This is a genomic window from Chryseobacterium sp. CCNWLW53 (assembly GCF_037083525.1).
Taxonomy (GTDB): domain Bacteria; phylum Bacteroidota; class Bacteroidia; order Flavobacteriales; family Weeksellaceae; genus Chryseobacterium; species Chryseobacterium lathyri.
On record NZ_JBAOJR010000001.1, the window covers coordinates 214,296 to 237,168 of the forward strand.

24 protein-coding genes and 3 tRNA genes are annotated in these 22,873 nt (G+C 36.1%); 18 read left to right on the forward strand and 9 right to left on the reverse strand.

The features are described from left to right. Position 1: 1 nt before the first annotated feature. From rpsG to V6R96_RS01060, 3 genes are all read right to left on the reverse strand, one after another. Positions 2-478 (reverse strand): 30S ribosomal protein S7, encoded by a 477-nt coding sequence (gene rpsG / locus V6R96_RS01050; protein ID WP_007839548.1) that lies wholly within the window; start codon positions 476-478, stop codon positions 2-4. 23 nt (positions 479-501) lie between these two features. Next, positions 502-915: a 30S ribosomal protein S12 gene (gene rpsL / locus V6R96_RS01055; protein ID WP_002983146.1), complete on the reverse strand. Its 414-nt coding sequence runs from the start codon at positions 913-915 to the stop codon at positions 502-504. A gap of 109 nt (positions 916-1,024) precedes the next feature. Further along, positions 1,025-2,617: a hypothetical protein gene (locus tag V6R96_RS01060; protein ID WP_336377732.1), complete on the reverse strand. Its 1,593-nt coding sequence runs from the start codon at positions 2,615-2,617 to the stop codon at positions 1,025-1,027. Positions 2,618-2,720: 103 nt separating this feature from the next. On the opposite strand from V6R96_RS01060, the gene V6R96_RS01065 reads away from it, so the two are divergent. The 9 genes from V6R96_RS01065 to V6R96_RS01105 all read left to right on the forward strand — a co-directional run bounded on the left by V6R96_RS01065 (position 2,721) and on the right by V6R96_RS01105 (position 10,358). After that, positions 2,721-3,197 (forward strand): Dps family protein, encoded by a 477-nt coding sequence (locus V6R96_RS01065; protein WP_111957050.1) that lies wholly within the window; start codon positions 2,721-2,723, stop codon positions 3,195-3,197. A 90-nt stretch (positions 3,198-3,287) separates the two neighbouring features. Continuing rightward, on the forward strand, positions 3,288-4,466 hold the full coding sequence (gene pncB / locus V6R96_RS01070) for a nicotinate phosphoribosyltransferase (protein WP_223558225.1): 1,179 nt from the start codon (positions 3,288-3,290) through the stop codon (positions 4,464-4,466). A gap of 61 nt (positions 4,467-4,527) precedes the next feature. Then, positions 4,528-4,998 carry a YciI family protein gene (locus V6R96_RS01075; RefSeq protein ID WP_336377733.1) on the forward strand — a complete coding sequence of 157 codons (471 nt, stop codon included), beginning with the start codon at positions 4,528-4,530 and terminating at the stop codon, positions 4,996-4,998. A 128-nt stretch (positions 4,999-5,126) separates the two neighbouring features. Beyond that, positions 5,127-5,363 carry a hypothetical protein gene (locus V6R96_RS01080; RefSeq protein WP_336377734.1) on the forward strand — a complete coding sequence of 79 codons (237 nt, stop codon included), beginning with the start codon at positions 5,127-5,129 and terminating at the stop codon, positions 5,361-5,363. An 81-nt stretch (positions 5,364-5,444) separates the two neighbouring features. Continuing rightward, on the forward strand, positions 5,445-6,122 hold the full coding sequence (locus tag V6R96_RS01085) for a hypothetical protein (protein ID WP_336377735.1): 678 nt from the start codon (positions 5,445-5,447) through the stop codon (positions 6,120-6,122). Positions 6,123-6,199: 77 nt separating this feature from the next. Next, positions 6,200-7,702, forward strand: coding sequence for a DNA recombination protein RmuC (rmuC, locus tag V6R96_RS01090; protein WP_407934739.1), 1,503 nt, complete (start codon positions 6,200-6,202; stop codon positions 7,700-7,702). A 140-nt stretch (positions 7,703-7,842) separates the two neighbouring features. Beyond that, positions 7,843-8,688, forward strand: coding sequence for a LytTR family DNA-binding domain-containing protein (locus tag V6R96_RS01095; RefSeq protein ID WP_336377737.1), 846 nt, complete (start codon positions 7,843-7,845; stop codon positions 8,686-8,688). Between the two features lie 90 nt (positions 8,689-8,778). Continuing rightward, a complete protein-coding gene (locus tag V6R96_RS01100; RefSeq protein WP_336377738.1) occupies positions 8,779-9,564 on the forward strand; it encodes a CPBP family intramembrane glutamic endopeptidase in 786 nt (261 codons plus the stop codon). Between the two features lie 26 nt (positions 9,565-9,590). Further along, on the forward strand, positions 9,591-10,358 hold the full coding sequence (locus V6R96_RS01105) for an RNA methyltransferase (RefSeq protein WP_336377739.1): 768 nt from the start codon (positions 9,591-9,593) through the stop codon (positions 10,356-10,358). A 130-nt stretch (positions 10,359-10,488) separates the two neighbouring features. Here V6R96_RS01105 and V6R96_RS01110 read toward each other — a convergent pair whose 3' ends face one another. After that, positions 10,489-10,830 (reverse strand): hypothetical protein, encoded by a 342-nt coding sequence (locus V6R96_RS01110; protein ID WP_111957032.1) that lies wholly within the window; start codon positions 10,828-10,830, stop codon positions 10,489-10,491. 181 nt (positions 10,831-11,011) lie between these two features. Between V6R96_RS01110 and V6R96_RS01115 the strand changes: the two genes are divergently transcribed. Continuing rightward, positions 11,012-12,172 (forward strand): hypothetical protein, encoded by a 1,161-nt coding sequence (locus V6R96_RS01115; RefSeq protein WP_336377740.1) that lies wholly within the window; start codon positions 11,012-11,014, stop codon positions 12,170-12,172. Continuing rightward, positions 12,156-12,737 (forward strand): hypothetical protein, encoded by a 582-nt coding sequence (locus V6R96_RS01120; RefSeq protein ID WP_336377741.1) that lies wholly within the window; start codon positions 12,156-12,158, stop codon positions 12,735-12,737. The genes V6R96_RS01115 and V6R96_RS01120 overlap by 17 nt, the downstream gene beginning before the upstream one ends. On the opposite strand, the gene V6R96_RS01125 is transcribed toward V6R96_RS01120, so the two are convergent. Both V6R96_RS01125 and V6R96_RS01130 read right to left on the reverse strand, forming a co-directional pair. Beyond that, positions 12,686-13,261, reverse strand: a complete 576-nt coding sequence (locus V6R96_RS01125) for a 5-formyltetrahydrofolate cyclo-ligase (protein WP_336377742.1) — start codon at positions 13,259-13,261, stop codon at positions 12,686-12,688. The genes V6R96_RS01120 and V6R96_RS01125 overlap by 52 nt on opposite strands. 21 nt (positions 13,262-13,282) lie before the next feature. Beyond that, positions 13,283-14,635 (reverse strand): rhodanese-related sulfurtransferase, encoded by a 1,353-nt coding sequence (locus V6R96_RS01130; protein ID WP_336377743.1) that lies wholly within the window; start codon positions 14,633-14,635, stop codon positions 13,283-13,285. A 370-nt stretch (positions 14,636-15,005) separates the two neighbouring features. Here V6R96_RS01130 and V6R96_RS01135 point away from each other — a divergent pair, with 370 nt between their 5' ends. After that, on the forward strand, positions 15,006-16,532 hold the full coding sequence (locus V6R96_RS01135) for a trypsin-like peptidase domain-containing protein (RefSeq protein WP_111957022.1): 1,527 nt from the start codon (positions 15,006-15,008) through the stop codon (positions 16,530-16,532). A 60-nt stretch (positions 16,533-16,592) separates the two neighbouring features. Here V6R96_RS01135 and V6R96_RS01140 read toward each other — a convergent pair whose 3' ends face one another. The 3 genes from V6R96_RS01140 to V6R96_RS01150 all read right to left on the reverse strand — a co-directional run bounded on the left by V6R96_RS01140 (position 16,593) and on the right by V6R96_RS01150 (position 20,157). After that, positions 16,593-17,048, reverse strand: a complete 456-nt coding sequence (locus V6R96_RS01140; protein ID WP_111957020.1) for a hypothetical protein — start codon at positions 17,046-17,048, stop codon at positions 16,593-16,595. Then, positions 17,048-17,428 carry a RidA family protein gene (locus V6R96_RS01145; protein ID WP_062700765.1) on the reverse strand — a complete coding sequence of 127 codons (381 nt, stop codon included), beginning with the start codon at positions 17,426-17,428 and terminating at the stop codon, positions 17,048-17,050. Before V6R96_RS01145 ends, V6R96_RS01140 begins: the two co-directional genes overlap by 1 nt. Before the next feature lie 143 nt (positions 17,429-17,571). Beyond that, complete coding sequence (locus V6R96_RS01150; RefSeq protein ID WP_111957016.1) at positions 17,572-20,157, reverse strand: putative LPS assembly protein LptD; 2,586 nt, start codon at positions 20,155-20,157, stop codon at positions 17,572-17,574. Between the two features lie 51 nt (positions 20,158-20,208). Here V6R96_RS01150 and V6R96_RS01155 point away from each other — a divergent pair, with 51 nt between their 5' ends. The 6 genes from V6R96_RS01155 to V6R96_RS01180 all read left to right on the forward strand — a co-directional run bounded on the left by V6R96_RS01155 (position 20,209) and on the right by V6R96_RS01180 (position 22,533). Continuing rightward, positions 20,209-21,498, forward strand: coding sequence for an N-acetylmuramoyl-L-alanine amidase (locus tag V6R96_RS01155; RefSeq protein ID WP_223558214.1), 1,290 nt, complete (start codon positions 20,209-20,211; stop codon positions 21,496-21,498). A 58-nt stretch (positions 21,499-21,556) separates the two neighbouring features. Further along, a tRNA-Glu gene (locus V6R96_RS01160) sits at positions 21,557-21,631 on the forward strand. Between the two features lie 11 nt (positions 21,632-21,642). Then, positions 21,643-21,963 carry a hypothetical protein gene (locus V6R96_RS01165; protein WP_111957012.1) on the forward strand — a complete coding sequence of 107 codons (321 nt, stop codon included), beginning with the start codon at positions 21,643-21,645 and terminating at the stop codon, positions 21,961-21,963. Positions 21,964-22,030: 67 nt separating this feature from the next. Next, positions 22,031-22,285: a 30S ribosomal protein S20 gene (gene rpsT / locus V6R96_RS01170; RefSeq protein WP_040993501.1), complete on the forward strand. Its 255-nt coding sequence runs from the start codon at positions 22,031-22,033 to the stop codon at positions 22,283-22,285. A gap of 10 nt (positions 22,286-22,295) precedes the next feature. Beyond that, positions 22,296-22,367 (forward strand) — tRNA-Glu (locus tag V6R96_RS01175). A 94-nt stretch (positions 22,368-22,461) separates the two neighbouring features. Then, positions 22,462-22,533 (forward strand) — tRNA-Glu (locus tag V6R96_RS01180). Positions 22,534-22,873 lie beyond the last annotated feature (340 nt).

Here is a 22,873-nt window from a genome sequence, read left to right on the forward strand (position 1 = left end):
ATTAGAATTTAAAGTGTGAGAAAGCCTTGTTAGCTTCCGCCATTTTGTGAGTATCAGATTTCTTTTTGTAAGCAGCCCCTTCTTCTCTGGAAGCAGCTACTACTTCATTAGCTAATTTCAAAGCCATAGACTTATCATTTCTAGCTTTTGAATATTTGATTAACCATTTCATTGCCATAGAAATTTTTCTATCAGCTCTGATTGGCATAGGGATTTGGAAGTTAGCTCCACCTACTCTTCTAGAACGTACTTCTACGTGAGGCATTACATTAGTAAGTGCATCTTTCCAGATTTCAAGTGCAGTTTTTTCGTTATCTCCTTTTTTAGTTTCTACGATATCTAATGCATCATAGAAAATTTTGAATGCGATTGACTTTTTACCGTCAAGCATCAGGTTGTTTACGAATCTAGTTACCAATTGATCATTAAACTTCGGATCTGGTAACAACGGTCTTTTTTTCGCTTTTGTCTTTCTCATTGCTTCTGTACCTTATTTAATGATTATTTTTTCTTTCCTTTTGCTGGTGCAGCAGCTGCCTGACCTGGCTTAGGTCTCTTAGCTCCATACTTCGATCTTCTCTGTGTTCTTCCATTTACACCTGCAGTGTCTAATGCACCTCTTACGATGTGGTAACGTACTCCCGGTAGGTCTTTCACCCTTCCGCCTCTTACCAATACTATCGAGTGCTCTTGAAGATTATGTCCTTCGCCCGGGATGTAGGCGTTGACTTCTTTCCCGTTAGAAAGTCTTACCCTTGCAACTTTTCTAAGTGCAGAGTTAGGTTTCTTAGGAGTGGTAGTATATACTCTCGTACATACACCTCGTCTTTGTGGACAAGAATCAAGGGCAGCCGATTTGCTCTTCTTGGCAAGCGTGGCTCTTCCTTTTCTTACTAATTGTTGAATAGTAGGCATTTAATTGCTTTTTATTTTAGGGTGCAAAAATAGGAATATTTTTTTAATTAACAAACACTTAGATGTAAATAACATTTCTTACTAAAAATTAATTAACAGCTAGTTACGTTTAATCCATCAATATGACCGTTACATTTTTATCCCAGTTGAAATTCCTTATATTTTGCTGTAGCTGCTGAAAATTATCTCTATTAATAGAATATATAGATACCTCCAGCCTGGCAACAGTTACCTTATTTTTAATCTTCAGAACGGCTGCTTTTTTCCAATTTCCCGGGATATGTCCCTGAAACCATCCATCATATACTACTGCTATATCATATTTGTTTTTCAGACAGTAATGGGTAAGAAAATCTTCAAACTTATGATCAAAAGTTTTTCTGTTTTCATTAAAAACAATTGTCTCTTCAGAACCTAAACCGATAATATCCAACAAATGAATATCGGTATAGTAGCTAATAGCCCCAATATCATTGGCCACTACTTTAGAGTTATTATAATAAGTATGTAAAAATCTCGCAGACTGTATCTGCTGTTCATAAATATTTTTCCCTCCATTATCAATTACCTGATGAGCGATCCAGCCTTTATAAATTAAAAGGAGAATATTCATGGCAATCAGTATGCTGATAAGAATTTCTGTTCTGCAATACTTTTTAAAATCCAAGAAAAGATCTTTAACCTTTGGAATAAGCGCCATTGAAAATCCCACAAGAAGATAAGCTTCATAGCGAAAGAGTCCTTTAAAATCTGCAAACATGGAATGACAGATCGTCGTTAAAGAAAATATAATAAGAAAAAAATTATTCTCAACAGCCTCCCGGAACGTTTTACTTTTTAAATCTCTACCTATAAAGATGGTACATAATAAAAGAGGAAACAGACCTATTTTATAAAAGCTGATATTCAATAAAAAATTATCACGCACAATAGCTTTAAGCTGAATCAGGAAATGTGAATCGAAACTCAGTTTTGTTCCTTTTACCACCACAGAATTGGGAAAGAAGTAGCCAGACTGCTGATTATTAAAATAACAAAAAATAAGAATCGGGATAAAGCCAGCCAGCAGCACTCCAACAGCGTCCTTCCATTTTTTAAGTAAGATCAGAACAAAAGCCATTACTGTAAAATAAAACATACTTTCAAAGCGCGTTAGCCCCATCAATAGAATGGTACCATAAAAACCAACAAGTGCCCATTTATTTTTATGCCACCGGAAAAAACAAAAGATATTTACTACAAAAAGAAATACTTGAAAGATATGTTCCATCCCCGCAAGCAATTGTAAATGAAGAACAGCAAAAAATAACGTGAAGATTACCGCTAAAAATGTCTTTTTTATATCATTAAAAATATCTCCATAATATTGGGTCAGAAAATAAATAATCCCAACACTGAAAACAGCATTAAAATACAGCGGAATCTGATCATTATTCCCAACTATTTTAATTAGAACACTGATGATAAATGTAAATAATGGCGAGGAAGAGGCGGAAGAAAACTTATATTCTGTAATTCCCCAGACATTGTGGAGCGCAAAATTTTTCGCCACTGCTAAATGAATATAGGCATCATCCAAAAGATAAATATAATGACCTCCTGTTTTTGAAACCGAGTTTATATAGTATGATAAACACACCGTAAAAAAAACAGCAAACGATATAAAAAAATTTCTTAGTCCTATATTTCGGAATGACTGCATTTTTAAGATCAATTATAAAAATATCAAAGATAAGTATCATCAATCGTAAACCTGTGTTTTCGGCATAATATTTTCTAAATTTGTTAGCATAAAAAATAAACATATGAAAAATGCAAGCATTATCGGCCTGAAAGAAGCTGACTGTAAGAATATTTCAGAAAAATTAAATATTCTTTTAGCCAATTATTCAATATTTTATCAAAACACAAGAGGTTCACACTGGAATATCAAAGGAGATCAGTTCTTTACCCTCCACCCTAAATTTGAGGAGCTGTACAACAGCCTTGTATTGAAGATCGATGAGATCGCAGAAAGAATCCTTACACTAGGTGCCACCCCAGCCCACAACTACTCAGACTATTTAAAAGTAGCCACCATTAAAGAAAGTAAGGAAGTAACAGATGCCCATAAAAGTGTTGAGCTTATTCTGAATTCTTTCAAAGTAGTAATCGATCTGCAGAGAGAGCTTCTGGACATTACAGATGCCGCAGGAGATGAAGGAACCAATTCTCAGATGAGCGACTACATTACTGAACAGGAAAAAGAAGTATGGATGTACAATTCCTATTTAGGAAAGTAACCTGCAAAAATCAACTGATTAAAAAAATCGTCTTACATTTAGGCGATTTTTATTTTAAATAACTATATTTGCGTTAAAATTACACATATTATGCACGACGTTCGATTAAACTCTATTCTGGATAACGATTTCTATAAAATAACGATGCAAAATGCAGTGGTAAAATTATTTCCAAGCTCCATTGTAAAATATGAATTCATCAACAGAGGAAAGCATCAGTTTCCGGAAGGTTTTGATGTTGCCTTAAAAGAAGCGGTCAATAAAATGGCAGAATTAAAGCTGACCAAGGAGGAAAAAAAATTCATGGCAAGAACCTGTCCATATATAGATCTCCCTTATCTGGATTTCTTAGAAGGTTATCATTATGATCCGTCTGAAGTAAAAATACGCCAGGAAGGCAGTGAGCTTTCCGTAACCGTTGAAGGACTTTGGTACAGAACCATTCTTTGGGAAGTTCCTCTTCTTGCTTTAATCAGCGAGCTTCATTATGAAATGAATCATATGGAAAGAGATTCCAATGAGATCGTTATGAACAGAACACTGGAAAAAGCAGATTCACTGGCGAGATTAGGGGTAAATTTCGCAGAATTCGGAACCAGAAGAAGACATTCTTATAAGGTACAGAATCTGGTAATGGAAGCTTTAACGCATAGTAAAGAATCAACTTTTATTGGAAGTTCCAATGTTCATTTTGCCATGAAATACGGAGTGAAACCAATTGGTACCCATGCGCACGAATGGTTTATGTTCCATGCCGCTGAATATGGATTCAAAATGGCCAATGAAATGGCCCTTGAGCATTGGGTGGATGTTTACAGAGGCGATCTTGGAGTCGCACTTTCAGATACCTATACTACCGATGTTTTCTTCCAGCAGTTCGATAAGAAATTTGCCAAACTGTTTGACGGCGTACGTCATGACAGCGGTGACCCATTGGAATTTGCAGATAAAACAATAGCCCACTACATCAATAACGGGATCAACCCTCTATTTAAATACATTATCTTCTCGGATGCTTTGAACCTGGAAAAAGTAGAAGAAATCACCAATTACTGCAGAGGAAAGATAGGCGTATCGTTCGGGATTGGGACCAACCTTACCAATGACGTCGGGTTAAAACCAATGAATATCGTCATGAAACTGATCGGAGTACAAGCACCGAATAAGGAATGGATTGCTACAGTAAAACTTTCCGATGAGCATGGTAAATATACCGGCGATCCTAAAATGATTGAGCTTGCTAAAGAATTTTTAAGAATAAAAGATTAAATTTAGATATCAGATGATGGACATCAGATTTCAGATATTTTACTTATAATTAAGCATTACTATGAAATTAAAAATTTATTTATCCCTCACTCTTTTAGTGGCAGCTTTATCTTTTGCCCAGGAAAAGAAAACAGAAAAACCAAAATTCAACCAGGAATTGGCAACATCTCTCGGTGCTGATAAATACGGAATGAAACCCTATACGATCGTGATGCTCACTACCGGCCCTACAAAAGTTGATGACAAAGCCAAGATGGGAGAACTGATGAAAGGCCATATGGCAAACATCGGAAAGCTGGCTGACGAAGGAAGAATTGTGGTGGCCGGACCTTTCCTTGAACAAAACAAAGAAAACTACCGCGGTATGTTTATTTTCAATACAAAATCCAAAGAAGAAGCCGAGCAATGGGTAAAAACTGATCCTGCAGTACAGGCCGGGGTCTTCGGCTATGAAATCTTCCCCTGGTACGGATCTGCCGCATTGCCTTTGTATTTAAAACATCACGGAGAAATATCTAAAGAGAATCCATAGAAAACATTTTTCTTTAAACATCTATCTAAAATAAATCATTATGTAACTCCATCGTGATTTATTTTTTTATTATCTTAGAGGTTCATTTTCAGATTAATACAAATTAAAACCATCAAAAAATTAATTCCATGAAAAAAATGAACGTATCAAAACTTTCGAGAACAGAACTGAAAGAAGTATTCGGCGGAAATTTATATCCGGCACAATGCCCGGGAGGATGCCCTGGTGAAGCCATGATCAGATGTCCTGACGGCACCACCACTATGACTAATTATATATGTATGGGTGGAAGATGCGAAGTAGCCGCAATGTGTAAACCATTGGTTCTTGAACCTTTTCCAGATCCGATTACCATCACTCCATAATCTGATCAACAAATATAAAGTGAGTCTTCCGGACTCACTTTTTTATCATATTTAATAAGCAGAAACATTCTATCTCTCAAAATGAAAAGAAACCTTAGCATCTTGTTTTTATTTTATCTAAGTATTTTTTGTACAGCTCAAAATAAAAAACACCCTGAAATCATTAATTCAGGATATAAGGGAAAAATACGTTCACTTACAATCAAAATATACAGCGATTCCATAAAAGATAAACCTGCTGATTCCTTAATCTCTGTGAAAACCCGTTATTATAATGAAGATGGAAATGCTACAAAAGAATCATATCAAAGCAATAAAGACCGGCAAATTACCGAGTATGAGTTTAAAAACGGTTTAAAAACAGGGTATTCTTTAAGCAGAGATGGAGAAGTCAGGCTCAGAGCAAAAATTACTCATCAAAAGGGCGGATATCTCATCGACCTGTATGACTTACAGAACAGGCTGGTATCAAAAGATAAATATAGGTATAATGAACTTTTAAGAATAAAAAGCAACGAACGCATGATTTATGACAATCAGAGCGGTCAACTTAAAAGCCATTCATTTGTCGATTATTATTACAATGAAGAAGGATTTATTTCAGGGTATGATGTAAAAGATCTATTGAGTGCCCAAACCATTGCTTACAGATTTCAGACATCTCATAAAGACAAGCACAAAAATCCCGATAAATTAATCTTATTAAAAAATAATCTGCCTTTCCAGATTCATATGATAGATATTGAATATTATAAATAATAACTACCAACCCATTCTAAAAAATTTTAACGGTTTCCCGTAAAAGAAATCAATTTTTCTTTTTGTAATTTTGAAACATGGAGATGACCTATTTACTTATTGGATTTATTACCGGCGGAATTCTGGGAGCCGTTATTTTATATTTTGTTTTAAAATCGTCTACGGTTTCAAGAAATTCTTATGATGAACTGAATAATCTGCATATCAAAAATCATTCAGACCTGGAAAATCTTAATCTGAAAGTCCAGGAGCTGAGCCAAAATATCAACAAAGAAAAGGAGCAGAACCAGCAGCAGACCGACCTGTTGAATGATCTGAAAAATGAATACGCAAAAATTTCTGCCGAACACGCTTCTTTAAATGCACAATTTTCAGAGCAGAAACAGCTTAATGCAAAGCAAACCTCGCAAATAGAAACTCTTATCTCGGAGAAGCAGCATATTTTTGCTAAAAATTCTGAACTCTCTGCTAAAAATGACAGCCTACAACAGTCTCTTGATAACCAAAAGGAAGAAATCACCAAGATTCAGGAAGAATCCAAACTTCAGTTTGAAAATCTGGCCAACAAAATTTTAGAGGAAAAGACGGAAAAGTTCACGACTTTAAATCAAAATAATTTAAAAAACATTCTTGAACCTTTCCAGGAAAAGATCACCGACCTTAAAAACAGAGTAAATGAAGCCTATGAAAAGGAAAATAAGGAACGTTTCTCTCTGGCAGAAAAAGTAAAAGAGCTTGCTGAGCTGAATCAGCAGATTTCAGAAGACGCGAAAAAGCTGACAAGAGCTTTAAAAGGAGAAAGCAAAACCCAAGGGAACTGGGGAGAAATGATCCTTGAAAGTATTCTTGAAAAATCCGGGCTTGTAAAAGGAAGAGAATATTTCCTTGAGCATGAACTTCGCGATGAAGACAACAAAGCGCTGTTTTCCGAATTTTCCGGTAAAAAAATGCGTCCTGATGCTGTCATAAAATATCCGGATGAAAGAAATGTAATCATAGACTCTAAAGTTTCTCTGACAGCCTTTACAGAATTGGTGGATGAGAATGACCAGGATGTTTATGCGATGAAGCTTAACCAGCATTTGGGGTCTATCAAAAATCACATCCTTCAGCTGAGCCAGAAGGCCTATGATGATTATGGAAAGTCCTTGGATTTCGTCATGATGTTCATTCCCAGTGAACCAGCTTATATTGCCGCTATGCAGGCAGACCAGAACCTTTGGAACTTTGCTTATGAAAGAAGAATCCTTCTGCTGAACCCGAGCAACCTGATTACTTCATTAAAGCTTATTGCAGATCTATGGAAACGTGAGTACCAGAACAGAAACTCTATGGAAATCGCTGATCGTGGAGCAAAGCTGTATGATAAATTCGTTGGATTTGTCGAAAACCTTGAGAAAGTCGGGAAAAATCTTGATCAGGCTAAAAATGTATACAACGATGCTTACAAGCAGCTCTCTACAGGAAACGACAACCTGGTCATCCAGACGCAGAAACTGAAATCTTTAGGAATCAAGAACAAGAAAGACCTGCCTCAAAGCCTTATTGACAACGGTAACTTTCTGGAAACGGAAAACTAATGACTTGAAAAGAATCATATCATTTTAATCATCAGCGTTGTTATTTTTGCGATATCCCTGGTACTGCCCGCAGTTTCCCAAAAAAGGCGTGAATGCCAATTGTTAAGTAATTTTAAAAATTAAATTCCAAAGATTATTATATGTTTTCCTTTGCAGCATATTCTTATCCAAAATCTGAATCTTATAAGGAGATCCTGCTTTCATCAATTACTGCCGGCCTTTTAATCTATATATTCCTGATTGTTTTTCAGCCTTTTGGAACGGAAAACTTCCGGCATCAGTATAAATACCTGTTGCTTTTCCCTTACTCCATTATATTTGGATCAGCTTTTTTTGCTGCAGAACTTAGTATTATTCGTTTCAGAGACTGGAACATCGGCTCCGAATTGCTGAAGATGGCAGGTATTCTTCTTTCAGCCTCTATCCTATCTTATTTTTACAATACTTTGTTCATAAGTCATGTTACGCTGAGCTTTAGCAACTATCTCTATATGTTTCTGTATTGTCTGGCCCTGGGAATTCCAATTTCAACTATTTATATATTGTCGAGGTATATCTATTTAAAAACAATCCACGAAAAAACTGCAGAAGAGGTTTCCCAGCAGCTTGCAGGTCATGCTAATTCAATCGTTGCCACACTCAATAAAGTATTGAATATATCTGCAAATAATACGGATTTGCAGATTCATGAAGAGAACTTCATCTGTGCACAGTCTATGGAAAACTACTGTTCGATCTATTTTTCGGAAAATGGGCAGGTAAAAAAACTTGTAGTCAGAATAAGCCTCTCAAACCTTTTGAATCAGATTCAGACAGATTCTGTAAAAAGATGTCACCGCTCCTATATTGTTAATTTAAATCAGGTCAAAAGTCTTAAAGGAAATGCACAGGGCTACAGACTTTTTCTTTCTGATGATTTTGAGATCCCCGTTTCAAGAAGCTTTATTTCGTTGATTATTCCAAAATTAAGACCTTTAAAAGTCTGATATTTGCTATCCGTCACATTCTTTTGTCATTCATCACTTTCATTTGACCAGCCTTACTGTAATCTTCATTTTTGTTCAAAATTATAAGCAATGAACAAAACTATTTCCTTCTTCTTCTTTTTTATTCTGGGGTTTTCTGTCTACTATTTCGTTGATCTTTTTTATTTTAAAAGTATTCAGATTTTCGTTAAAGAATTATCCGGAAGCAGAGCTGTCGCCCATGTTGCAGCATACTGTATCACAATGCTCCCACTTATCATTACTTTAAAAATCATATTCCCGGAGAAGAATATTACCACCCTTTTTTCAATCAACAAACCCATTCTAAAAGGTTTTTCCATAGCTTTTATGGGCACACTTCCCATGCTAGCCGGCTATTTTATCTATTTTAAGCTGGTACAAAGTATTAGTTTTCAATCCCTCTTCATTAACAGCATTTCATCCCCTTTTTTTGAAGAACTTATTTTCAGAGCATTTCTTATAGGGATTCTATACAGATTTACCAGGCTGGGATTTATTACTTCTGCTTTATTCGGATCATTATTGTTTGCCCATGTGCATTTATACCAGGGCAGCAGCTTCACAGAGCTTACTGAAATATTTCTCATTACCTTTTTAGGTTCAGTCTTCTTTTCATGGGTTTATTTTGAAACTGATTTTAATCTTTGGACAGCAATTTTTCTTCATCTTTTCATGAATCTCTACTGGGAAATATTTAATGTTTCAGAAAATGTTTCAGGCAATATGTATGGAAATTTATTTAAAATTTTATCCATTTTGCTCATCATAGCTCTGGTTATCTACAATAAATGCAGGAATAAAATACCATTTCAAATTACTGGAAAAAACCTTTTCATTAAAACCAGGCAGACGTAATCACAAATTTTACATAATTTTGTAGCATGTTGATAGAAAGTTTTCAAAACGATAAAATAAAAAACATCACCAAGCTTCTGGCTGATAATAGGTTTCGTAAAAAATCAAAAGTTTTTGTGGTTGAAGGACAGCAGGAAAATGAAAGAGCTTTGCAGTATGATTTCGAACCTGTCGAGTTTTTTATCTGTGAAAATATCTTTAAAGGAAAACTTCCGGAAGGCAGGATCCATTATGTAAGTGAAAAGGTATATGAAAAAATAGCGTATAGGGGGAGCTCTGAAGGAATTATCGGAATTTATAAAACTAAAGAAAATCTCCTTTCATCATTTATTCCCAAAGAAAATTCTACCATCATCATTGTAGAAGGTGTAGAAAAACCCGGTAACCTTGGCGCAATCCTGAGAAGCTGCGAGGCTTTCGGAGTTGATGCTCTAATTGTTGCAGATGGAAAAGCTGACTTCTATAATCCTAATGTGATACGCTCAAGTGTGGGATGTCTCTTCGGAATGGAAGTGTATGATGCTGAAAATGAAGAAACCTTTGAATTCTTACAGAAAAACAATTTCAATATTTATACTACTCTTATGGATGAGACCGCTGAAGATCTTTATAAAAGAGATTTCAAACAGCGTTCTGCCGTTTTATTCGGAACCGAGCATTCCGGATTAAGTAATTTCTGGGTTGGAAAAGGAAAAAATACGCTGATTCCGATGGCAGGAAGTATTGACTCTTTGAACCTGAGCAATGCAGTAGCCATTACCTGTTATGAGTCGTTGAGACAAAAGAAGGGGTAAGACTTTAGTATTTAGCCCGATGAGATTGTTTTGCCTTCGGCTCGCAATGACAGAGAGGTTAAGGTATAAAGCATAAAAAAACCGTCTCACAGGGTGAAACGGTTCTTTTATTGTTAAGCTTATGCTAGAATTATTTCTTAGCAGCGTCTTTAACTTCTTTAGCAGCATCTTTTGCAGCACCTTTAGCAGCATCAGCAGCACCTTTAGCAGCGTCAGCAGCAGCTTCAGTTGTAGCTTTAGCAGCATCAGCACCAGCAGCAGTTGTAGCAGCAGCAGCATCTTTAGTAGCATCAACAGCAACGTTAGCAGCTGAATCAATTACTTTAGCAGCAGAATCAGTAACTACAGCAGCAGAATCAGCTACGTTAGCAGCAGCAGAATCAGTTGCTCCTTCAGTAGAAGTAGCTTCAGTTTTTTTACAAGCAACTAGAGAGATTGCAGCGATAGCAGCTACGAATAACGACTTTTTCATAATAAATTAAATTTAATTTTGTTAATATTGTTTTTTATAAATTTCTTCTGTTCTGTTATTTGAACAAGACAAAGGTAGACCAGATACAAAAGTTGTTTATGAAAAATAATTGTAATACCTTTGTAAAATAGTTTTACAAAAAAACAATACTGATAATCAACAATTTAATTATTTAATAAAATTGACAGATTTAGATCTATTACATTTTGAACAGCTAAAAAAAGATGTTCAGACTGAATTTTTAAAAGAATCCAACTCTTCCCATGATGATATTTCAAAATGGAAAGGGATAGATATTATATATTTCCAGGAAGACCTTCGCAAAAAAGCTAAAGGCAACATCAGTGAAAAATCATTTTACACTTATTTCAAAACTTCTCCGGTCACCAAATTACCTAGGATCGATATGCTCAATTTATTGAGTATTTATGCAGGATACGACTCATGGTACGACTTCAAGAAACAACATCTTTTTGCAGGAGAATTACTGCAGGAAAATGAAGATCTTGAACAGGAAGAAATCATAGAATTAGAAAAAACAGTTTCTTCGGCTCCTGAATTACCAAAAACTGAATACCAGCCTCAGGAAAATATTGATTTACAAAAATCAAATACTGAAAATCAAACAGTTAAACAAAATACATCAACAGCTACCCAAACAGAAATACAACCATCTGCAGCAAGAAAAAATTTGCTTAAAAAAAATGCCTGGGCTATCGTTACTTCAATTTTAATTGCCATTACCGGAGTTTTAGGATTTAAAGATCAAATATTTTCGAAAACTTACAAATACTGTTTTATTGATAAAGACCGAGGTGTTTCTGTCATCAATACTCTTGAAATAAAGATAATCAAAACAAATGAATCTCCGCTTCTCTATAAATTAAAGCCTGGGGAATGCTTTTATTATTCTACTAAGGATAAAAACATCAAAATGCAGATCAGCGCTCCTTTCTATGAATACCTGGAAGTCAACAGGAATCTGGAAAATGCTCCGGATGAGGAAATGATTGAACTGAAACCGGATGACTACAAGATGGCTGCCTATTACTTCTCCATTAAAGATGTAAAAGGAGGTAATCCTGAAGAACAGGTAGCCCTGATCAAACAGAAAAGAAATCAACTGGAAAACCTGATCAGCAACAGTGCGGTTATCTATCAGGTATACGACAATAAAACGTATGGTATAGAAAGGCTTGACAAGCAAAAATACATTACGCTGGTAACAACACCTACTACCTCTCTGAAAAACCTTAATGTTATAGAGATGAAAAAGGACAGTAAAGGAAAAATAATATCTATTAAATTTAAAATCGCATCCACAGATGAAGAAAATAAATAAGTTTTTAATTTTCACAGTACTTTTTTTAGCATTTATTTCCTGTAATAATAAAAAGACGGAAGTAAGTGATCTGGATAAATTAAGAAACAGCACCAACGTAAAAAGCTATCCTGCCGTACAAATGGACAGCATGCAGGCGATTAATTCCATCACCAAGCAGAAAGTACAGGAACTTCTTGATCTTTCTACATTATACCTGTCTGGAAATAGGAATACAGAGATTGACACAGTGATCTATTCACAGATGGAAAGCTATTTTCATAAACCCGATTCTACTACATTCAAAAAACTGTTTCACGAGCTGGACAGCCTTAAAGTAAAATCGGTGAAAGTAAATAATCTGAATGTTTACAAAGAATTCTATAAAAAGGATACTTTAGATTATGCGAAATTCAATCTGGAATATTTTGATTCAAAAAATAAATCCCTGGGAACTTTTGAGAAAAATGCTCAATATATTTTGCTTTCTACCCCAATGATCAAAAAAGAATTCAAATTTTATTTCTTAGATTTTTACTCAGATCCGTTAAAGAAAGACAGTACATCAGTAGGTGTCACCAAATAGTCCAGCGGAATATCATTTTCCCAGACATCATCAATATTTTCATCGGGGTTAAAGTAATTAACTCCGATTTTTTTTGTTTCAGAAGGAATCATTTCAAAAAAAGCATCGTAAAATCCTTTTCCGTAGCCTACTCTGTTTCCTTTTTTATCACAATACAGCAATGGCGTAATCACCCAGTTAAAATCTAAAATGCCGGAATCTTCATTAGAAACAGGCTCGGAAATACCCCAATGATTCGTTTCGAATTTTGTATCCTTAAAAATCTCTACGGATATTAATTTCGCATCGACAATTTTAGGCACAAAAACTCTGATATTCCGGCTTAAAAAATAGTTAATGAATAGTTGAGTATCTATTTCCTTAAACTTTTCGATCGAAATGAAAATGTGGACATTCTGACCTGAAACCGGTTTAAAAAAATCAACAAAGTTTTCAAAAATCTTTTCAGATAACAAGAAAGCCTCATCAGTTGACAAGGCTTTTCTTTTCTGCATATATTTTTTTCTAAGTTCTGCTTTTAACATCTTTATCAGGCGTTTTACAACTTAAAGAATTTTATATATTTTATCTGATAAACGAACTCTGAAAGGAAGTTCAAAAGTGATCTGATCTCCTTTTTTTGCCGTTTCACAGGGACCTCCGTTTGCAAAAAGTTCAGTAATGGTCAATTCCTGCTCACCAGTGGTCGGGCCTGAAATCAATACCTTATCACCTACTGAAAGTTCTTTGTTTTCAATTAAAAACTGTCCGATTTTCGATTTTGTATAATAATGTTCTGCCTTTCCAACCAATACTTTCTTGATGGCAATTTTTTGACGGATATTCTTTGTTTCAGCTTTTGCTAAAGGCTTATCAGGAAGGTCACCTGATTTTTTAAATTTCAGTGCATCAGATTTTCCTTTTCTGAAAACTTTATTTCCTACCTGTAATCCCTTTCTTAATTTCAACTGCTCTTCCAAAGGCAAATGTATGATTTCCAAACATTCTGTAGAGCAGCAGTTTTCCATCACAGCTTTACATTCATCACATTGAATAAATAATAAATGGCAGGCATCGTTAGCACAGTTCGTATGATTGTCACAAGGCTTTCCACACTGGTGGCACTGCGCAATAATATCATCTGTAATCCTTTCCCCTAACCGGTGGTCAAATACAAAGTTCTTTCCAATAAATTTACTTTTTATCCCTTCTTCTTTAATCTGTCGGGTATATTCAATGATTCCGCCTTCTAATTGGAAAACATTTTTAAAACCCTGATGCTTGAAGTAAGCGCTGGCTTTTTCACAACGAATTCCACCTGTACAATACATTAACAGGTTTTTATCTTCTTTAAAATCCTGTAACTGCTCGTTGATAATCGGTAAACTTTCTCTGAAATTTTCCACATCAGGAGTAATAGCCCCTTCAAAGTGACCTACTTCACTTTCGTAGTGATTTCTAAAATCAACAACAATTGTATTCGGATCTTCAAGCAAATTATTAAATTCCTGAGCCTTTAAATGAATTCCTTTATTGGTAACATCAAAAGTATCATCGTTCAAACCATCTGCAACAATTTTATGTCTGACTTTTATGGTCAGTTTTAAAAAAGAGTAATCATCTTGCTCAACCGCTACATTTAAACGGATTCCTTTCATAAAGTCATAAGCCTCCAGCGTATTGCGAAAAGCCTCAAATTGATCCGCGGGAACACTCATCTGAGCATTAATACCTTCATGGGCAACATAGATACGGCCAAGAGCATCAAGGGCATTCCAGGCTATAAATAATTCGTCGCGAAATTTTTTGGGATCTTCAATTTTGGCATACGCATAGAAAGACAACGTAAGGCGTTCCTTACCAGCTTCATCAATAAGTTGAGCTCTTTCTTCTGCGCTTAAGGTGTTATACAGTTGCATGCTATAAACGTTTTAAGTGAGAAAAATATTTTTGCAAATATAATCATTTTTCATTTGAATAGGATGTACATGTGAGCAGTAATAAAGAGTATGAGAATGGCTATGAATGATTTTGGATTAATTGTTGTACCTTAAAAACATAATTTATTTCCTTCCGGCCTGCAAAATGTGACATTTTTTCTTTAATAATTTTTTAAGTTTAGTTAATACACCTTTTAAAATTATGACATAATGTATAAAATGATATAATAGCAGTTAAATTTTAGTTAAAATTGAAACATAGCATGTTAATTGCTTACTTATTTAGCATTAAATTTGTTTGCGAGAAAACAAGAAATAACAATCAATAAATAAAAAAGAAAGATATACAATGAAGAGTACTTTAAAAAAACTATTACCATTTGCAGTAGTGGGAATTGTCTCAGGAGCTACTACCGTTGGGACACTACAATACTTCGGTCAGCATTCCAATAACGGTGACCAGTCTTACTTCACAGCAGCAGCCCCTAATGCCTCATTTGTAGGAATGAATACCGGAGCTGTAGGCGATGATTTTGTAAAGGCTTCAAAAACTACAGTTCCGGCTGTTGTTACCATCAAAAATTACCAGAGCAGATCAACGAGCAGAGCTTCAGAGCAGGATCTGTTTGATTTCTTCTTCGGAGATCCTTTCGGAGGAAGAGGACAACAGAGACAGAAGCAGCAGGCTCCGGACAATATGCCATCAGGGATGGGATCCGGTGTAATCATTTCACCGGACGGATATATCATCTCCAACAATCACGTTGTTGCGGGAGCCAATAAACTGGAAGTGGTCTTAAGCAACAAAAAGTCTTACATCGCTACCCTTGTGGGAACTGATCCAAACACGGATATTTCTTTACTTAAGATTGAAGAGAAAGGACTTCCTTATTTAAATTTTGCCAATTCAGACAATATTGAGGTTGGGCAATGGGTACTTGCAGTAGGAAATCCACTGGGATTGAACTCTACTGTTACAGCAGGTATTGTCTCTGCTAAAGGCAGGGGAATTGGCATCCTGGGAGGCCAGGGCAAAGCTACCAATCCTATTGAAAGCTTTATCCAGACTGACGCAGCGATTAACCCTGGTAACTCAGGAGGAGCCCTTGTTAACGTCAATGGTGATCTAATCGGGATCAATTCTGCAATCCAGTCTACTACAGGATATTACCAGGGTTACGGATTTGCTGTTCCGGCTAATTTAGCAAGAAAAATTGTTGAAGATATCAAGAAATTCGGAATCGTACAGAGAGGATTCTTAGGAGTTTCATCATTAGACCTTTCTAATGACCAGCAGGTAGCTGCTTACAACCAGCAGTATAAAACAAACATCAAAGCAGGTTCAGGAGTTTATGTAACCGGATTCGGGGATAACAGCGGTGCTGAAGATGCAGGTCTGAAAAAAGGAGATATCATTACTAAAATAGACACTTATGATATTACGGACTTCGCCGACCTTTCCATGTCTATCGGAAGTAAGCGTCCGGGTGATAAGGTTCAGGTAACTTATCTGAGAAACGGTAAGCCAAACACAACTACGGTGACCCTTAAAGACCAGAAAGGAGGAACAACCACCCGTACTAAAGATGATTTAAGCGTAACGGAAAAAATAGGAGCAGATTTTGATCCTCTTAATGAAAAGTTTAAAACAGAATATGGGCTGAACAGCGGAGTCGTTGCTAAAAATGTAAGCGAAGGAAGCGAGATGGCTAAAATCGGAATCGTGGACAACTATATCATTATAGAGATCAACGGTAAGCCTGTCAATTCACAGAAAGATGTAGAAAAGATCCTGGATAAATACCAGGGCAATGTACAGGTGAAATTCGTGGATGACTACGGAAGAATCTATACCAAAGGATTCAAGATGCCTTAATCAATACAGACAATAGTCTTTCATATCAACAAAAAAACGCTGCAGATTTGCAGCGTTTTTTTATTTGGTTTTGTTCATTTTATCAGCGATCTTCTTTTTCTTATTCCGTTCATAAATAATCTCTACAATCTTTCCTCCAATCCACGAAAACGGGAAAAACGTAAGGAAAATAGAGATTTTATAAAATGTAGGATGGTATGGAAATACAATAACATCCAGCATGGCTATGAACAGCATAATAAAACCGATAAGAATAGCATACGCTACCTTAGCATACTTTACAATAAGTGCAGTAGCCACTCCTCCTATCGTTGTTCCCAGCCCTGAAATAAACAGCAGAAATCCGAAAAATGCGTTATCGCCTCTCATGCTGTAAAGAAATCTCTGCCAGTGCTCAAAGGGAGCAAAAGCTTCGAAAGTGATCCATTGCGGAAAAACCCTTATACCAAGAGTAATAATCAGCCCGGCTATTCCAAGGCCTACAAGAACCGCAATTGTATTTCTTATAAAATTCATTAATCCTGATGTGCGATCATAGAAATTTCAATATCAACATTCTTAGGCAGGCAGGAAACCTGTACCGTTTCACGGGCCGGATAGCTGTCTGCATCAAGATATGAAGCATAAATATCGTTCATTACTGCAAAATCGTCCATACTTTTAAGGAATATGGTAGCTTTCACTACGTTTTTAAACGTCATTCCCGCTTCAGTAAGAATAGCCTCAAGGTTTTTCATCACCTGGTGCGTTTCCTTTTCAATTCCCTCTACCAGTTTACCAGTTGCAGGATCTACAGGGATCTGTCCGGAAATATATAAAACTCCGTTGGCCATATTAGCTTGTGAGTAAGGCCCGATTGCTGCAGGTGCATTAACTGTGTTGATTATTTGTTTCATATGTGGATATTTATTTTTTCAAAGGTCAGCATATAATTACCATCATCTGCATTCGTTTGTTAACCAATTTGGGCGACAGTGATTTCATGAGATTTATTTTGGTTGCAAATATAAAATTTATATTTACAATTGTCAATCTGATATTAGAAAGGTGCACCAGGCTGTGTAAAACTTCTGTCTTTGTATTTCAATGCATCACTTAAGATATTAGCTTTGATACCGATAAAGAAGTCATATACCTTATACTGTCCGAAAGGAACCCAGTTGAAGTTGATCGTGAAACTCCGCTGATCTCTGGTAAACCCGATTCTTGTATAAGCAAGATCTTTCGTCACAAGATCAAAGTGCGTACTCCCGTTGATATTCCAGTAAGGGGTTAGCTTAATGCTGCCGTCCAGACCTACAGAAGCAATCTTAGTACCAAGTGCCGACAATCCTTTTGAATAAGCATAGTTGGCATTGATATTCAAAGTCCATGCCTGGTCGAAATGGGCATAATTATCATCGTCAAAATAATAATTTTCATTTCTTATTTCTCCTTTTGCCGGATACTTTTTGGCATAATCTGTTTTCTCGCCAAAGAGTTCGCTGCTTAAAGGATATGATAACTGTACGTTGAAACCCTGTACACTGAAATGTCCAAACTGTTCCGTTCTCACTCCCTGTGTTGCACCCGGAGCAAAGACAATTTTATAAGGATCCAGTGAGAGACTGGTATTCACATTTAATTTATTATTGAAGAAAGAAGACTGTCCGTTGATGCTGAATACAGACCATGGATGATCTTTCGCTGCAAAATTGTAGTTCCCTGAAAGGTTAAGAGATTCAAAGATTTTTATTTTCTTTACACCGGTAGAATCGGTTTTAGATTTTACTTTCATTTCAATATTGTTTCCAATATTAAAACCTAAGGCTCCTACCACTCCGCTTGACGGGCTTCCCACAATTCCTTTTTCAAAAATAGAATAAGGGGTCAGGGCTCCCTCTGCATTATAATAGTTTTTATAATATCCGAAACCGGGGCTTGAGAAATCCGGTGAATAGGTAAAGCTAAGACTTGGTGTCATCATATGTCTTACCGCTTCTACCGCAGAACCTTTTTTAAACTTCAGCATACCATAAAGAGTGGTCTGAAGACTGGCAGATGAAGAGAAGGTGGAATATCCGGCAATATTTTTCTGAATTTCGTCTACATCCGCATTCTTTACAGGATCATAATATTTTTTAAGTGTCTTAGTCGTTAAAGCGTTATCAATATTGGCACTTAAACTGAACGTGAAATATTTGGCCACCGTTGTGTTGGTTCCCAATGCAATATTATTTTTCAGTCCTGTCTGCATCTTATCCCACATTGCCTTTGTAAAAAGCTCGTTTTCCTGTGTATTTACAAAGTTCGTCAGATTAAAACCTGTGTTCACTGTAATATTTTCAAGAAGACCCTGTCTCACTCCTGTTTTCGATTTAAACAGATAAAACTGATTGATTGCCACATTCATCTGAGGAAGACGAAGATCTGCAAGCCCGGTGGCAAAGTTTTGAGAATAGGAGGCTGTCCCGGTAATGGTTGCAGGCAGCTTTAGGAATCTTTTTGTGACTGTTACCGCTGAACTCTGCTGTGTATTCAGAACGTTCTGATTGAAAATATAGTTGTTATTGAGTGGATTGTTGTAAAACTTGGTACTTACGATATCCACAGAAGCACTGAAAGTCAGGAAAGGATTTGCTTTTGTGTCCTGAGTATGCGTCCATGCAATTCTGTATGTGCTGTTTTTGGTATAATCATCCAAACCTTTAATTCCTCTCACCATGGTTCCGACATCCGCTGTAAAAGTTCCGGAATACCTGTATTTCTTCAGATAATTCATCTGCGGTCTTAGGTTCCAGCTTCCTTTGGTATAGATATCTGCCAGTATTTTAAGATCAAAATGCTCCCCTATTGGCTGGTAATATCCCAATCCGTTAAGAAAAAATCCTACATCTTCCCTTTCCCCAAAACTCGGGATCAGGATACCTGCTGCCCTCTTTTCTGAAAACGGAAGAATGGCAAACGGAAGAATAAGAGGAGTGGGCACTCTTTCTATATACATCTGAATAGGGCCTGTAACAATCTGCGATTTGTTTTTCGTCTTGATCAGCTTGATGTTGGATGCCCGCATAAAGTAATCCGAGGCCGTATCTTTTTTCTTGATATAGTATTCATCTGTTGTATAATCTGCGTTTCTCATGGCAAAAACAGAATCATTATATTTTTTGGTTTTCTGTGCGGTGATTACCCCTTCGCTTTCTTCTGTTCTGGCATTAAAAGCAATAGCCTGCTTGGTTTTGGTATTGTAGCTGAACTCATTGGTTTCATACTTTTTCCCAGCCTGAGTGGTAATTACGGGTTCTATGATCTTCCCTAAAGAGTCCTGTTTTCCGCGGGCATAGATCAGATTTTTGTTGTCGTCAATAGAAATATAATCTGCATCTATCTGCATGTCTTGGTATTTTACCTGGGCATTTTTATTCAGAAATGTCATTTTTTTCGGAACATCTCTACGCTGATCATCCGCCTTTGTACGGAGAACATCATCTAAAGCTTCCTTTTTTACAATAATGGTATCCTTTTTGGGAATAGTATCATTAACCACATTTTTAGGCAATTTTTCAGGGGTTTTCTGTGCTAAAAAATTGTTAAAAATTAGGATAATTAAAATTTGTAATATATTTTTGAGGACGGTTTTGGCCAATTTTATTCTTTAATTAAGGCTCAAAATTAGTATAATTTTTAAAACTGTAAGATGTACAAACAAAAATTTAAAATAATTTTATCATTTCTCCTTCTTCTTTCCAGCATTTTAATTTTTTCACAAAAGAAATTTACGATCGTTTTGGACGCTGGTCATGGGGGAAGTGACCACGGAGCGAACAGGACTTATGCAGATATCGGAAGGGTTGCAGAAAAAGACGTTACACTTGCCGTTACTCTCAAAGTTGGGGCCATGTTGGAAAAAAACAGAGATTTCAAAGTTATATATACCCGTAAATTCGACGAATATCCTTCTCTTTCGGACAGAACCAATCTGGCCAACAGGAGCAAAGCCGATCTTTTTGTCTCCATTCACTGTAATTCTTCACAAAGACCTACAGCCTACGGAACTGAAACTTATGTACAGGGGCCCAACCAGAATGATGAAAACCTGGAAGTGGCAAAAAGAGAGAATGATGTGATCTTTCTTGATGAAAAAGACAGACAGACCTTCGGATCTTATAACCCAAGCTCTCCGGAATCTCTTATTGCACTAAAACTTCAGCAGAACAAATACCTTGAATCAAGTTTGCTACTTGGCGGACTGGTTGAAGGTAATTTTGTAAATAAGGATAAAAGATTTTCAAGAGGTGTTTTCCAGAAAAACCTTCACGTACTTCGTATGAATGCGATGCCTTCTGTACTGATAGAAACCGGTTTCATCAACCATCCTGAAGAAAGCCATTATCTTGCTTCTGATAAGGGACAAACCGAAATTGCGGAAAGTATCTATAATGCGATCATCGATTATAAAAAAGCAATTGACAGAAAAACAGGCGGATCGTCTATCGCTGCCAAAAAACCCGAACCTGAAAAGCCTGCTGAATCTCCTTTAAAAAATGATTTCAGGATTTTACTGCTGAGCTCCCCTGTTAAATACAACGACGGAGATCCGGCATTAAAGGGCTTAAACTATATTCTCCCTATTAAAGACAACGGACAGTACAAATATTACTACGGAGTTACCAATATGGCTTCGATCAGAGATATCAACCTTAAAACAGCTAAGGATGCAGGGTTCAGAAATGCTTATGCCGTAGGATTTATGCCTAATCAAAAACTGCTGACGGGGTATTATACCATAGAGGTCTATACAGGCGACAAATTGAATGGCAATTCGTTTATTCTTCAGACATTGAAAGATGTGGAGAGAAATAAAGACAATGGAGTGTTTTATTACACGTATGGTAAAGTATATACTTTAGAGGATGCTGTAAAGCTTCAAAAAGACCTTGAATCCAAGGGAATCAAGAATACTATTATCCAAAAAGTTTTTAAATAACGTAAAAAATAATTTTGAAGTTAAAAAGTTAATCATTACTTTTGCAACCTCAAAATTTGGCCTATTCGTCTAGTGGTTAGGACTCAAGATTTTCATTCTTGCAACAGGGGTTCGATTCCCCTATAGGCTACCAAATTTGATATCATGCCGGATTTAAAAATACAGGAAGCAAAACTTCTTTTTAAGAAAATCCACTCTAACCCAAAAAGTTATGATTTACAAATCAATGAAGAGGGGATTACAGGCAGGGATGATAAGATAAGTTTCAGACTTTACAGGACGGGAGAAAGGGTTGCCTTTGAAGTAACAATTGACGGACTTTCCTTTACCAATACCACTGGAGAATGGAACAATGCGATGATCATGCTAAGCAGCACGATCAAGAAAATAGAACGAGAACAAGAGAATTTAAAAATAGAACAAGCAATAGATAAACTCAGAAAATACCTGTCCGAAGAAAATTGAAAAATTTTAAAAAATAATTTGGCAGATTAAAAAAAAGTTTATAGTTTTGCACTCACATTTGAACGATATGGCAAATCATAAATCAGCATTAAAAAGAATCAGACAAAACGAAGTTAGAAAAGTTCGTAACAGATATTATCACAAGACTGCTAGAACTGCTCTTAAAGTCTTAAGAAATGAAGAGAACAAAGCTGCTGCTACAGAGCAACTGCCAAAGGTTATCGCTTTATTGGATAAATTAGCTAAGAGAAATATTATCCACAAGAACAAAGCTGCTAACTTGAAAAGCAAATTAACAAAGCACGTTAATAAATTAGCGTAAAAGTATAGTAGGCCCGTTCGTCTATCGGTTAGGACCTCAGATTTTCATTCTGGTAAGAGGGGTTCGATTCCCCTACGGGCTACAAAATTTAATCACTGCTAACCGGGTGGTTAATAAGAGTTGAAACTTATAAAAACAAAAAATCTAACCCGCTAATTATTTAGTGTTAGATAGATGGCCCGTTCGTCTATCGGTTAGGACCTCAGATTTTCATTCTGGTAAGAGGGGTTCGATTCCCCTACGGGCTACAAAGTTTCTAATCGAAACATGTAAAAACCTGCAAATCATATGATTTGCAGGTTTTTTTATATATAAGGTCACCCAAATATTCAATTTTTCACAAATAAAAAGTGAGTTATTCAGTGAGTCAATTACAACGAGCAACCCACCCACTGGAAATGCCATAATTAATTACATGAAATATGTTAGTTACATTAACATATTGATTCATCTTCACTACAGTGTTAATTTATTTAACCTTAATACGTGAAATCATGATTGCAAATTATTCACTTCTCTTCTATTTGAAGAAAGCCAAAAGCTATGTGAGTGGGACCGAAACCAATCTATTTGCGAATCTCCATGATA